Origin of the sequence: Klebsiella sp. GG_Kp173 (genome assembly GCF_040062415.1) — a bacterium.
GTDB classification, from domain to species: domain Bacteria; phylum Pseudomonadota; class Gammaproteobacteria; order Enterobacterales; family Enterobacteriaceae; genus Klebsiella; species Klebsiella quasipneumoniae.
Window position 1 is genome coordinate 362,594 of the sequence record NZ_JBEAFZ010000001.1, and the last position, 13,297, is coordinate 375,890.

Sequence of the window (13,297 nt, forward strand, 5' to 3'; positions counted from 1 at the left end):
CTGTAGGCCCGGTAAGCGCAGCGCCACCGGGCAAGGACATCGGGCACGGCGGCAATACCTTGCCCGGCCTGTCGTTAATTTATTCACTCTCCTGGCTGGAATGGCCGCCCCCAAACGCGCCCGCTATTTCCTCTCCACCGTTATCATGGTCACGAACGGATGATATTGCCACGGCACGCTGCCGCCTTTGCGGTACATCTTCGACAGGGTGCCGTCGAGATATAGCATCTGCCGCACCCCAAGCTTTGATTGCGCATAGCAGGCAAAATCATAAAAGTTGGTCTCGCGATCGCTGAGCATAAACACCACCCGGCCTTGCTTATCGATGCCAACCCCGTTGCGCAGTTTGCGCGAGCTGGCGGAGGGCTTCAGCCGCCAGTTGATGACGCCATTCTCAATCAGCATCGGGCCGGACTGCACCGCATAGCGGATGGCGGGAGAGCGTTTGTACGCCGGCAGCGGCACGATTTTCGCCCGGCCGTTCTCCACCAGGAATACGCCGCCGGGGCGGATAAAGAAGTTCCCGCCGCCGGCGGAGCGGTTTACCGGCGTCAGGCGTTTGCCGTCTTCGATATACAGCCCCAGCGGCGCGTAGGCCTTATCGTAAATGCCGCCGTTCATCGCCATCTGCACCCGGCCATCGCCATCGATACCCGCCAGCAGCGAACGCAGGGAACCCCAGGCTTTGCCGTGCCGATCCAGCCAGTACATTGCAATGCGCTCTTTCTGCGCATCCACCCGATAGCTCTGCAGGGTTAGCGTCGGGTCGGTGAGGGTACAGGCGGCGCTGGCGACGGCGGCCAGGGGCAGCAGCGCCAGGGGGAGCAGGCAGCGTAATAACATGGGCAATCCTTTCTATGGTCTGCGCCGAGTATACCCGCCTCGCTGTCTTATGCCGCCCAAATCTCACAGTGTTTTTGCACCAGCCCGGAAAGCGAACCGCCGTTGGCGATAAACTCGCGCATCTGCTGCGCCTCGCTGTGCGGCGATTTCGCCTGGCGAACCACCGCCTCCAGCGCCGCCGTCGCCTTCAGCTGATGGGCGAAAGGAGCCAGTCGGTCGGCGAGCTGCAGGATCTCCTGGCGGATGCTGCGCTGCTCCCCGCTGCGCACGTCGGTAAGGGTCCCGTCCAGCCCGTAGCGGCAGGCCTGATAGCGGTTAAAAGGGTACAGCAGATAATCGTCAGGCTGGTGCTTAAAAGGACGCTCCGTCAACAGCCAGCAGGCCAGGGTCTGAATAAAGCCAGCGATATGGATCGCCTGGGCGAGGGTCAGGGGGGTGTCCATCACCCGCACCTCGACGGTACCAAACTGCGGGCTGGGGCGAATATCCCAGTGCAGATCCTTCATGCTGTCGATCATGCTGGTGTAGCTCAGCTGGCGGAACAGGCGACGAAACCCCTGCCAGTCGGCCACCCACGGCATCGGACCGTTGTCGGGATAAGAGGAGAAGCGGTTGAGGCGCGAACAGGCGAAGCGGCTGTCGGTGCTGTCGAACCACGGCGAGGCGGCGTTGAGGGCGATGAAGTGCGGCACAAAGCGCGACAAGCCGTGCAGCAGATAGATGGCGTCGTCGCCGCTCTGGCAGCCGACGTGCACATGCTGGCCAAAGACCGTCGCCTGTTGCGCCAGATAGCCAAAATGCTCGACGGTTTTGACATAGCGCGGATTGTCGCTGATCTGCTGACGCTGCCAGGCATGAAAGGGGTGGGAACCCCCGCCGCAGATCTGCAGATGATGATGCAGCGCCGCGCGCTGGACCGCCTGCTGGATGGCGCTGAGCTGGATTTGCGCATGGCTGATGTCGCGGCACACCCCGGTGGCGATCTCCAGCATGCTCTCGGTGATATCGTGCTTGGCTTCTCCCACGGTCAGCTCATGCTGGACGTCGGCAATCAGCGTCGAGGCATCCTGGCTGAGGTCGTAACCCGGCGGGTTCACCACCTGCAGCTCCAGTTCGATACCGAGGGTAAAAGGATCGGAGCGGTGAAAATCGGCTAAAGGCATAGTCTCTCCCGGTCGATGTGTTCCCTGAAGTATAGAAGGGATTGATCCCGACGGAGAATACGCGGCGGCGGAGGACGGGGATGAATAAAAAAGTGACGCAGAGTGATTATTTGAAATTTGCCATATAGCGGCTGGTGCAATTCTGCAACATATTTCCCGCTGGCGGTGCGACGGAATAAGGTGCAATTATTTTCCCATAATTATCATGGTGATAATATAAGTCCTTCTTATTTTATCGGTCGGTTTCGGCCTATTTCCGCCCGCGCAAGAGCTGGTACGCATTTTGCCTGTTAATTCGTGACACTTTATTTAACAGGGATCATGTGATGCACAAAACAACGTTATTTTCGCGTGCCGGTCGTCTCGCCGTGGCGGTGAGCGGCGCACTGGCCCTGGCGGGCGCCGCCTTACCTGCCAACGCCTCCACGCTGCGGATCGCCATGACCGCCGCGGATATTCCGTTAACCCTCGGCCAGCCGGATCAGGGCTATGAGGGCAACCGCTTTACCGGCATCCCGCTGTATGACGCGCTGGTGGAGTGGGATCTGTCGCAAGGTGAAAAGCCCAGCGGTCTGGTGCCGGGGCTGGCGACCGAGTGGCACATCGATCCGCAGAACACCAGCCGCTGGATTTTCACCCTGCGTCCGGGGGTGAAGTTTCATGATGGGACGGAGGTGAACGCCGACGCCATCGTCTGGAACGTGGATAAGGTGCTCAATAAAGCAGCGCCGCAGTACGCCCCGGGCCAGATCGGCAACACCCTGTCGCGCATGCCGACCCTCACCGGCGCGGAGAAAATTGACGACCACACTGTGGCGCTGACCACCTCGGAACCGGACGCGCTGCTGCCGTACAACATCACCAACCTGTTTATTGTCTCGCCCACGGCGTGGCAGAAGCAGTATGACGCGGTGCCGGCCAGCGCGGGGGATAGCGCCGCGCGCAGCAAACAGGCGTGGACCGCCTTCGCCGCCCATGCGGTGGGCAGCGGCCCGTTCAAACTGGAGAAGCTGGTGCCGCGTCAGCAGCTGATCCTCGCGAAAAACCCCGACTACTGGAACAAAGATCGCATTCCCCGGGTGGATAAGGTGGTGCTGATCCCTTTGCCGGAGGCCAACGCCCGCACCGCGGCGCTGCTGTCGAAGCAGGTGGACTGGATTGAAGCCCCGGCGCCGGACGCCATCGATCAGATCAAGTCTCAGGGTTTTCACCTTTACGCCAACACCCAGCCGCACCTGTGGCCCTGGCAGTTCTCCTTTGAAAAAGGATCGCCGTGGCAGGACATTCGGGTGCGCAAAGCGGCCAACCTGTGTCTGAACCGCGCCGAGCTGAAGAGCTACCTCGGCGGCTACATGACCGAGGCCACCGGGGTCTACGAGGCCGACAGCCCGTGGCATGGCAAACCCACCTTCCAGATCAAATATGACCCGGACGCCGCCCGTCAACTGATGACCGAGGCTGGATACAGCGCCGGCAAGCCGCTGCACGTCACGGTGGCCACCTCGGCCTCCGGCTCCGGGCAGATGCAGCCCTTGCCGATGAACGAGTATATCCAGCAGAGCCTGAAGAGCTGCTTCTTCAATGTGGATATTAAAGTGGTGGAATGGAACACCCTGTTCACCAACTGGCGCCTGGGCGCCCGGGATCCCTCGGCAAAAGGGATCGACGCGATCAACGTCAGCGCCGCGGTCAATGATCCCTATTTTGGCCTGATCCGCTTCTCGACCGCCAAAGCGTTTCCGCCGGTGGCGACCAACTGGGGCTACTTCGCCACTCCGGAGACGGAAAAACTCGCCGCCGCCGTCAAACACGCCTTTACCCCGGAAGCGATGAATAAAGCCGCCGGCGATCTGCACGCCGCGCTGGTGGATCAGGTGCCGTTCCTGTTTGTCGCCCACGACGTCGGGCCGCGCGCGATTTCGCCCGCGGTGACCGGAGTGGTGCAACCGCAGAGCTGGTTTATCGACCTCAGCCTGGTGAGCAAAAAAGAGTAATCGCGAAAGGGGCAACCGATGATCAATACGCTGCTATACCGCATTCTGCTGGCTATCCCCACCATGCTTGGGGTGGCGGTGATCTGTTTCATGCTGGTGCAGATCGCGCCGGGCGACCCGCTGGTGTCGGTGATGCCGCCGGACGCCTCGGAGGCGCTGCGCCAGACGCTGATGCAGGCCTACGGCTTTGATAAGCCGCTGCCTCTGCAGTTTATCCACTGGCTGTGGCGGGCACTGCACGGCGACCTCGGTATGTCGGTCGCCACCGGCCGCCCGGTGATAGACGAGGTGATGACCGCAGTGGCTTACTCCCTGCGCCTGGCGCTGCTGGCGACGGCGATCGGCTTCGTCCTCGGCAGCCTGTTTGGCTTTGTCGCCGGCTATTTTCGCAACAGCGTCATTGACCGTCTAGCCTCGGTGTTGTCGGTGTTTGGCGTCAGCGTGCCGCATTACTGGCTGGGGATGCTGTTGGTGATCCTCTGCAGCGTCAAGTTCGCGCTGCTGCCGGCCACCGGCGGCGGGCCGATAGGCGAGGTGGGCTGGCAATGGGACTGGGCGCACCTGCAGTTCATGCTGCTGCCGGCCATCACGCTGTCGGTGATCCCGACCGGGATTATCGCCCGCACCGTGCGCTCGCAGGTAGCCGATATCCTCAGCCAGGAGTTTATCGTTGGCCTGCGCGCCCGCGGCCTTAACGAATCGCGCATCTTCGTCCACGTCATGAAAAATGCCGCGCCAACCGCGCTGGCGGTGATGGGGCTGCAGGTGGGCTATCTGATGGGCGGCTCGATCCTCGTGGAGACCGTCTTCTCCTGGCCGGGGACCGGGCTGCTGCTCAACACCGCCATCTTTCAGCGCGACTTGCCCCTGCTGCAGGGCACTATCTGGGTGCTGGCGCTGTTTTTCGTGTTGCTCAACCTGTTGGTGGATATTCTGCAGGCCACCCTCGACCCGCGCATTAAGAGGAGCTGACCATGGTGGATACGGCAACGACGAAAGCGGTCCCGGCCGCGCCGGCCAACGCTTCCCGGCAAGGTTACTGGCGCGGCGTGCTGCGCCGCTTACTGCGCGATCCCGGCGGCGTGGTGGTGGGGGTAGTGATCCTCCTGCTGCTGGCCCTGGCGCTGTTAGGGCCATGGCTTATCGTCAAAGACCCCTATCAAACGTCGATGTTCCTGCGCCTGAAGCCCATCGGCAGTGACGGCTTCCCGCTGGGCTCTGATGAGCTGGGGCGCGACATGCTGTCGCGACTGATCCTCGGCACCCGGCTGTCGCTGTTTATGGGGATTGTCCCGGTGGTGTTCGCCTTTTTTATCGGCGGCGCCATCGGGATCATCGCCGGCTACATGGGCGGCAAAATCAATACCGTGATTATGCGCACCGTGGATGTGTTCTATGCCTTTCCCTCGGTCCTGCTGGCGATTGCGCTGTCGGGGGCGCTGGGGGCGGGCATCGGCAATGCGCTGCTGTCGCTGACCCTGGTGTTTGTCCCGCAGGTGGCGCGGATTGCCGAGAGCGTGACCGCCCAGGTACGGCATATGGACTATATCGACGCCGCCCGGGCCACCGGCGCCAGCGCGTTGACCATTATCCGCGTCCAGGTGCTGGGTAACGTGCTCGGGCCGATCTTCGTCTTCTCCACCGGGTTGATTTCGGTGTGCATGATCCTCGCCTCCGGCCTGTCGTTTCTCGGCCTCGGCGTGCGGCCGCCGGAGCCCGAGTGGGGGCTGATGCTCAATACGCTGCGCACGGCAATCTATACCCAGCCGTGGGTGGCCGCCCTGCCGGGCCTGATGATTTTTATCACCTCCATTTCGTTCAATATCCTCGCGGACCGCCTGCGTGCGGCAATGGCGATTAAGGAGTAAGCGATGCAACCCTTTATCAATATCGATCTCGGCGGGCCGGCGCAGCCGCTGCTGAAGGTCAATCACCTGCTGAAGTACTTCCGCGGCGGCAAAGGCCGGGAGGTGGTCCAGGCGGTGGACGATATCAGCTTCACGGTGATGAAAGGTGAAACCCTGGGGGTGGTCGGCGAGTCGGGCTGCGGCAAATCGACCACCGCCCGACTGCTGATGCAGCTGCTCACCCAGGACAGCGGCGAACTGATCTTCGACGGGCTGGAGGTTGGCTCGTCGCGTCTGCCCATGAAAGCCTACCGTCGCCAGGTGCAGATGGTTTTCCAGGATAGCTATGCCTCGCTCAATCCGCGCATGACCATGGAGGAGAGCATCGCCTTCGGCCAGCGCGTCCACGGCGTCAGCGCCAGAGAGGCCAGCGAATACGCCCGCTATCTGCTGGCGCACGTCGGCCTTGAACCGGCGCGCTTTGCCGACCGCTACCCGCATGCGCTCTCCGGCGGCCAGCGGCAGCGGGTGAATATCGCCCGCGCGCTGGCGATGAAGCCGCGGCTGGTCATTCTTGATGAGGCGGTGTCGGCGCTGGATAAATCGGTGGAAGCCCAGGTGCTGCAGCTGCTGCAGGAGCTAAAACGCACCCTCGAGCTGACCTATGTGTTTATCAGCCACGATCTGCACGTGGTTCGCTGGCTGTCGGATCGGATCCTCGTTATGTACCTTGGCGAAGTGGTAGAGATCGGCCCGGCGGAGCAGCTGTTTACCGCCTCCGCCCACCCCTATACCCGGGCGCTGTTAAGCTCGATGCCCTCCATGGACCCGGAACACCGCACCCTGACCTCGCCGCTGAGCGGCGATCCCCCCAGCCCCATCGCGCCGCCGAGCGGCTGTCGCTTTCACACCCGCTGCCCGCATGCGAAGGCGGTCTGCGCCGAAGTGAAACCGCGGCTGGAGGCGGTCGGGGAGGGGCACCAGAGCGCCTGCCTGATGGCGCAGCCGGCCTCGCTATGGCATCAGAACATCCCCCTTAAGGAGGTCAGCCATGTCGGATAACGCCTTTGTCCATGTGCGCGATCTGCGGGTCGTCTTTCGCCGCGACGGGCAGACCATCAACGCGGTCAACGGGGTCTCCTTTGACGTACAAAAGGGGGAGGTGATGGCGCTGATTGGCGAGTCGGGTTCCGGCAAGAGCGTGACCCTGCGGGCGCTGATGCGCCTGCACCCGCCGGGGAGCAGTGAGCTCTCCGGCACCCTGCGGGTGGGTGACGACGCGGTGCTGACGATGAGCGCCAGCCAGCTGCGGCGCTACCGCGGCGGGCGCTGCGCGATGATTTTTCAGGAGCCGCTGCTGGCCTTCGATCCGGTCTACACCGTTGGGCAGCAGATTACTGAAGGGCTGCGCCGCCACGAAGGGCTGTCGCGACAGGCGGCCCGGGACAGGGCGCTGGAGGCCCTGCGCCAGGTGCGCATTCCCAGCCCCGAGCGACGGCTGGACGCTTACCCGCACGAGATGTCCGGCGGGATGCGCCAGCGGGCGATGATCGCCCTCGCGCTCTCCTGTAACCCGCAGCTGCTGCTGGCGGATGAGCCGACCACCGCCCTCGACGCCACGGTGCAAATCCAGATCCTGATCCTGCTGCGCGAGCAGCAAAAGCAGCGCGGGCTGTCGATCGTGTTTGTGACCCACGACATCGGCGCCGCGGTGGAGATCGCCGACCGGGTGGCGGTGATGTACGCCGGGCGGATCGTCGAGGAGGCTTCTATGAGTGAGATCCTGCGCCACCCACGCCATCCTTATACCCGGGTGCTGCTGGGCAGCCGGCCGAAAGAGGGGCTTAAGAAAGGCGATGCCCTGCACTGCATTCCCGGCGCGCCGCCGGATCTGGCGCGCTTGCCGCCCGGCTGCGCCTTTGCCGAGCGCTGCCCGCACCGTCGCCCGGTCTGCGAGCAGAGCCTGCCGCCGACGGAATCCGTCGCGGAGCGCCATGCGGTGAGTTGCCACCGCTGGCGCGAGCTGGCGATTGACGCCAACGCGCAGGCCCTGGCCGTCTGACCGGCGGCAACACACCACGATGAAGACCAGGCGCTGATGCCTTTTTTCCCACCGCCGGTTGCGCTGGCGGCGACCTTGATGTCAGGAGACCACCATGAGCTGTGATGTACTTTTTACCCCCGCCACCGACACCACCGGCTGGCGCATCAATGGCGACCGCCTGTGGGCGTCGTTAATGGATCTCGCGCAGATCGGCGCCACGCCGAAGGGCGGCTGCCGCCGTCTGACCCTCACCGACCTCGACCGTCAGGGGCGGGACCGGGTGATTGGCTGGGCGCGGGAGGCCGGGATGAGCGTCACCATCGATAAAATCGGCAATGTGTTTATGCGTCGGGAAGGGCGCAACCCCAGCCTGCCGCCCATCGTCTCTGGCAGCCATATCGACACCCAGCCCACCGGCGGCAAATTTGACGGCAACTACGGCGTGCTGGCGGCGCTGGAGGTGGTGCGCACGCTCAACGATCTGCAGATTGCCACCGAGGCGCCGATTGAGGTGGTGTTCTGGACCAACGAAGAGGGGTCGCGCTTTGTGCCGGTGATGATGGGCTCCGGGGTCTTTGCCGGGGTTTTCCCGCTGGAGGAGACCTGGGCCGTCACGGATAAAGAGGGCGTCAGCGTCGGCGAGGCGCTGGCGCAGATCGGCTATATCGGCGAGCAGACCCCGGGAGAGCATCCCGTAGGCGCCTATTTTGAGGCGCACATTGAGCAGGGGCCGATTCTCGAAGATGAAGCGAAAACCATCGGTATCGTGCAGGGCGTGCTGGGGATCCGCTGGTACGACTGCGTGGTGACCGGTCAGGCGTCGCATGCCGGGCCCACGCCGATGCGCCTGCGTCAGGATGCCCTGCAGGTGGCGACCCGCATTATGCAGGAGGTGGTAGCCATTGCCGGACGCAGCGAAGAGGGACGCGGCACCGTCGGCAGCGTGCAGGTGTGGCCCAACAGCCGCAACGTGGTGCCCGGAGAGGTCACCTTCTCCATTGATATGCGCAATCTCAGCGATGCGCTGGTGGATGAAATGGATCGCCAGCTACGGGCGTTTATCGCGGAGGTTGAGCGGGAAAGCGGTCTGCAGGTGGCCCTGAAGCAGGTGAGCCACTATTCGGCGGCGCCCTTCGATGGCGAATGCCAGCAGGCCATTGCCGATGCCGCGCAGCGGCTGGGCTACCCGGCGCGGCCGATCGTCTCCGGCGCCGGGCATGACGCAGTGTATATGAGCTACCTGGCGCCGACCGGGATGATTTTTATCCCCTGCAAGGATGGGATCAGCCATAACGAAATGGAGTATGCCTCGCCGGAGCACGTCGCCGCCGGCGCCAACGTGCTGCTGCAGGTGATGCTCCAGTACGCGCGGCCGCTGTAGGCGGTCGCCCTCCCCGGCGGGGCGACCTGTTTCCAGCCGTTTGTCATGCGGTAGCCCGGGTCAGCGGTTACGCCGCCGAAACCCGGGACGGCGGATGTAGGGGCGGTCAATCACTGCTCCTGCTCTCTGCGCTAACCCGCCGGCGGCCACATTTGCGCGAGCCCATCACGCAAAGCACCACGCCGAGGGTAACCGCCAGCATCAAGGGGCTGACGGTTTCGTGCAACAGCGCCGCCGACAGGCCAAGCCCGAAGAACGGCTGCAATAGCTGGAGCTGGCCGACGGCGGCGATCCCGCCCGCGGCCAGCCCTTTGTACCAGAAGATAAAACCGATCAGCATACTGAAGAGCGACACATAGCCGAGCGCGGTCCAGGAGGAGGCCGATATGGCATGCCAGGACGCAGGCTGAACCATCAGCGAGGCGGGGAGCATCAACGGCAGGGCAATCACCAGCGCCCAGCAGATCACCTGCCAGCCGCCGAGCTCCCGCGTCAGCTTCGCCCCTTCCGCATAGCCGAGGCCGCAGGCGATAACTGCCGCCAGCATCAGCAGATCGCCGCTGAGCGACGTCGCCGCACTTTGCGTCAGGGCGAATCCCATCACCAGCAGACTGCCCAGCAGCGAAAAGATCCAGAAAGCGCGCCGCGGACGCTCGCCGCCGCGCAGCACACCAAAAATAGCGGTCATCAGCGGCAGCAGACCAATAAACACAATCGAATGCGCCGAGGTGATGCGCTGCAGGGCCAGCGCCGTGAGCAGGGGAAAGCCGATCACCACCCCTGATGAGATGATGATCAGGGGGACAAGCTGCACCAGGCGCGGGCGTTTCTGGCGAAAGCCGACCAGCAGGGCGATGGCAAGCAGTCCGGCGATGGAGGCGCGCAGAAAGGTCAATAACAACGGATCCATATCCTGCACCGCCAGCCGCGTCGCGGGCAGGGAACCGCTAAAAATAATCACCCCCAGTAAACCATGAAACCATCCGGACCAGGGGCCGGGCGCCGATTTATCTAATATTGAATCTACCACGTTAACCTCGCGTTATCTGATTGGGCTGCGCCCGCTTGAGCATCGTCAGTGGCGATGGTAATGTGGCCAATCTGATACAATCAAATTATTGTCATAGATACATTGCACGATGAAAGCTCGATACAAAGCCGTTGTCGACCGATACGCGCAGGCGATCCGCAGTGGGCAGCTACCTGCCGGCAGCCGTCTGCCAACGCACCGTACCCTTGCCGCCGATGAACGCCTCTCGCTGGCCACCGCCACCCGAGTCTACCGTGAACTGGAAGAGATGGGGCTGGTCAGCGGCGAAACCGGCCGCGGCACCTTCGTGCGCGACCTCGCGCTGCCGCCGGGGCATGGGGTCGATCAGCAGGTGGTGGCCGCTGACGTCGTGGATCTTAACTTCAACTACCCTTCGCTGCCGGCGCAGGGCGATGCGCTGCGCGAGGCGCTCAGGCAGCTGGCGATGGCGGGCGATATTGATTCGCATCTGCGCTATCAGCCTCACGCCGGGCGGCTCGCCGAGCGGGACATTATCGCCCGCCATTTGACCTGCCGACACTTTGCGCCGGCCGCGGAAAATGTCCTGATCGTTAACGGCGCACAGCACGGGCTGGCGGTGACCGTTATGGGGCTGTTACGTCCGGGCGATGTGGTGGCGGTTGATGCTCTGACCTATTCGGGCTTCAAGGTTCTGGCGGCGCTCTATCATCTGGAGCTGGCGGCCATCCCCTGTGGGGCCGAGGGGCCGGACCTGCAGGCGCTTCATGCGCTGTGCCAGCAGCGGCGAGTGCGGGCGGTGTATACCATGCCGACGCTGCACAATCCGCTGGGCTGGGTGCTCAACGCCGGGCAGCGGCAGGTGCTGGCCGACCTCGCGCGCCAGCACGATCTGCTGATTATTGAAGATGCGGCTTACGCCAGGCTGGTGAGCCGCCCGCCGCCGCCGGTGGTCAGCTATGCGCCGGAAAGAACGGTGTATGTCACCGGATTTTCGAAAAATATCGCCACCGGGCTGCGCGTGGGGGTGGTGATTTCTCCGCCGCGCTATCGGCCGGAGATTGAGCGCGCCATCCGGGCCACGACGTGGAATACGCCGACGCTGATAAGTTCGCTGATTTGCGCCTGGATTGAAGATGGCACGGTGGCCCGCTTTGAAACACAGAAACGCCAGGATGCGCGACAGCGGCAGCAGGTGGCCCGCGAGGTGCTTTGTGGGCTTCCCGTTGTCAGTCATCCCGATTCGTACTTCGTCTGGCTGCCTCTGTGGGAAGAGAGCCGGGCCGATCGGCTGGCGAACGCGCTGATGGAACAGCGTATTTCGGTGTCGACCGCCGAGCCGTTCTGCGTCTCCGCCACGATTCCACAGGCGCTGCGCATTGCGCTCGGATCGGTGCCTTTCGACAGTCTGCGCCCGGCGTTGCTCAGCGTGCGCGATGCCGTTGAGTACGAACAATATCGCTAACCCATCTGCTCCAGCTGGCCGCGCAGGACCTCCACCCCCTGGGCGATGGCGTCGGGGTTAATGGCGTGGAATCCCATGCGAAAGTAGTTATCCGGCGGCGCGGCGCTGAGAAAATGGCGCGCCCCGGGCTCAATCAGCACGCCGGCGTGGGCGGCGCGCCAGGTGAGCTGCTGGGTGTTGATCTGCGCCGGGGTCTGCAGCCAGAAGGCGTTAGCGTGTTCGCTCCCCGCCAGCGCGCGACAGGACGGCAGATAGCGCTGCAGGGCGGCGTGTAGACGCTCCCAGCGCTGGGCGGAGTCGTAGTGGTAGCGCCGCAGATGGGTTTCATAATGTCCCTGGGCGAGGAAATGGGCCATCTGGTACTGAATGTTGGTCGGCGGATGGCGATAGACCAACCGGCGCAGGGCGCGCGCCTCGTCGATCAGGTCCGGGTCGGCGACCATAAATCCCAGCCGCAGCCCCGGCGATAGCGCCTTTGACAGGCTGCTGACATACACCACCCGGCCGCTGCGGTCGCTGGCCTTCAGCGCCGGCAGCGGGTTGAGGGTAAAGTTACTCTCCGAGTCATAATCATCTTCAATGATCACCGCGTCATGGCGGGCGGCATGCTCCAGCAGCTGGCGACGCCGCGCGCTGCTCATTGCCACCCCGGTGGGCACCTGGTGGCCGGGGGTGACATAGTAGTAATCGCAGGGACGTTCGTTAAGCACGATCCCCTCTTCATCCACCGGGTGCGGCACCACCTCGGCGTCGGCGAGCAGAAAGGTGTTGATGGCTTCGCGAAAGCAGGGGTTTTCGACGCCAATGCGGGTGGTGGAGGAGAGCAGCAACCGGGTCAGCAGGTAGAGGGCGTTTTGCGAGCCCAGGGTAATGAGAATTTCGTCCGGGGCGGCGACAATGCCGCGCTTGGGCAGCACCCGGGTGCGGATCTGCTCGATGAGCATCGGCACATCCTGGTCAATATGGTCGATGACCCACGCCGGGTCGCGCACCCCGCCGTGCAGCCAGTTCGCTGCCGAGCGCCAGGTGGCCAGCGGGAACTGCCGGGTATCGGGCTGGCCGTAGATAAACGGGTAGCGGTAGTGCATCCAGCCCGCCGGTTTGAGGATCGACTCCTGCTGGCTGGGGGTCATCTGCAGCCGGTCGCCCCAGCGTGGTGCAGCTGCTTCGCGCTGCGGTGCACTCTCGACCGCGGGCGGCGAAGCATCGTGATAGTCGGGATGCAGGTAGTAACCGCTTCGCGGGCGGCTTATCAGATAGCCCTCGTTGACCAGGCTTTCGAACACCAGGGCGGTGGTGTTGCGCGAGACGCGCAGCTGGCTGGCCAGCTGGCGGCAGGAGGGCAGCGGGGTGTCGGCGGCGAAGATCCCGCTGAGAATGGCATTCACCAGCGTCTCTCGCACCTGTTCCTGCAAACCGCGGCCAGGCTCAAAATCAACGTGTAACAGGTGACGGATCATACGGGGCTCCTCTGGCAATAACGCATCGCGACCACCCGCTAAGCTCAGCAAATTCCATACCACCCTTCCGTCATCTGACACAGCGATGCGG

The 13,297-nt window shown here is 63.6% G+C and carries 11 protein-coding genes; 7 read left to right on the forward strand and 4 right to left on the reverse strand.

Annotated elements, in window-relative coordinates:
* Window positions 1-123 precede the first annotated feature (123 nt).
* Complete coding sequence (locus ABLU50_RS01755) at window positions 124-843, reverse strand: phosphodiester glycosidase family protein (protein WP_004202500.1); 720 nt, start codon at window positions 841-843, stop codon at window positions 124-126.
* 47 nt (window positions 844-890) lie between these two features.
* A complete protein-coding gene (locus tag ABLU50_RS01760) occupies window positions 891-2,006 on the reverse strand; it encodes a YbdK family carboxylate-amine ligase (protein ID WP_004202501.1) in 1,116 nt (371 codons plus the stop codon).
* Between the two features lie 326 nt (window positions 2,007-2,332).
* On the opposite strand from ABLU50_RS01760, the gene ABLU50_RS01765 reads away from it, so the two are divergent.
* The 6 genes from ABLU50_RS01765 to ABLU50_RS01790 all read left to right on the forward strand — a co-directional run bounded on the left by ABLU50_RS01765 (window position 2,333) and on the right by ABLU50_RS01790 (window position 9,272).
* Window positions 2,333-4,000, forward strand: a complete 1,668-nt coding sequence (locus ABLU50_RS01765) for an ABC transporter substrate-binding protein (RefSeq protein ID WP_106479152.1) — start codon at window positions 2,333-2,335, stop codon at window positions 3,998-4,000.
* Window positions 4,001-4,018: 18 nt separating this feature from the next.
* Window positions 4,019-4,972 (forward strand): ABC transporter permease, encoded by a 954-nt coding sequence (locus ABLU50_RS01770; protein WP_017899019.1) that lies wholly within the window; start codon window positions 4,019-4,021, stop codon window positions 4,970-4,972.
* 2 nt (window positions 4,973-4,974) lie between these two features.
* Complete coding sequence (locus ABLU50_RS01775) at window positions 4,975-5,868, forward strand: ABC transporter permease (RefSeq protein ID WP_032455678.1); 894 nt, start codon at window positions 4,975-4,977, stop codon at window positions 5,866-5,868.
* 3 nt (window positions 5,869-5,871) lie between these two features.
* Window positions 5,872-6,909: an ABC transporter ATP-binding protein gene (locus ABLU50_RS01780; protein WP_004202509.1), complete on the forward strand. Its 1,038-nt coding sequence runs from the start codon at window positions 5,872-5,874 to the stop codon at window positions 6,907-6,909.
* A complete protein-coding gene (locus ABLU50_RS01785; protein ID WP_004202512.1) occupies window positions 6,899-7,909 on the forward strand; it encodes an ABC transporter ATP-binding protein in 1,011 nt (336 codons plus the stop codon). The genes ABLU50_RS01780 and ABLU50_RS01785 overlap by 11 nt, the downstream gene beginning before the upstream one ends.
* 94 nt (window positions 7,910-8,003) lie before the next feature.
* Window positions 8,004-9,272: a Zn-dependent hydrolase gene (locus tag ABLU50_RS01790; protein ID WP_069135125.1), complete on the forward strand. Its 1,269-nt coding sequence runs from the start codon at window positions 8,004-8,006 to the stop codon at window positions 9,270-9,272.
* Window positions 9,273-9,378: 106 nt separating this feature from the next.
* Here the strand turns inward: ABLU50_RS01790 and ABLU50_RS01795 are convergent, their stop codons facing one another.
* The gene (locus ABLU50_RS01795; protein ID WP_087832535.1) at window positions 9,379-10,302 is read right to left on the reverse strand and encodes a DMT family transporter; all 924 of its coding nucleotides are present in this window, start codon (window positions 10,300-10,302) and stop codon (window positions 9,379-9,381) included.
* A gap of 109 nt (window positions 10,303-10,411) precedes the next feature.
* On the opposite strand from ABLU50_RS01795, the gene ABLU50_RS01800 reads away from it, so the two are divergent.
* Window positions 10,412-11,746 (forward strand): PLP-dependent aminotransferase family protein, encoded by a 1,335-nt coding sequence (locus ABLU50_RS01800; protein WP_087832534.1) that lies wholly within the window; start codon window positions 10,412-10,414, stop codon window positions 11,744-11,746.
* Here the strand turns inward: ABLU50_RS01800 and ABLU50_RS01805 are convergent.
* On the reverse strand, window positions 11,743-13,206 hold the full coding sequence (locus tag ABLU50_RS01805) for a PLP-dependent aminotransferase family protein (protein WP_032455682.1): 1,464 nt from the start codon (window positions 13,204-13,206) through the stop codon (window positions 11,743-11,745). The genes ABLU50_RS01800 and ABLU50_RS01805 overlap by 4 nt on opposite strands.
* Window positions 13,207-13,297: the final 91 nt, after the last annotated feature.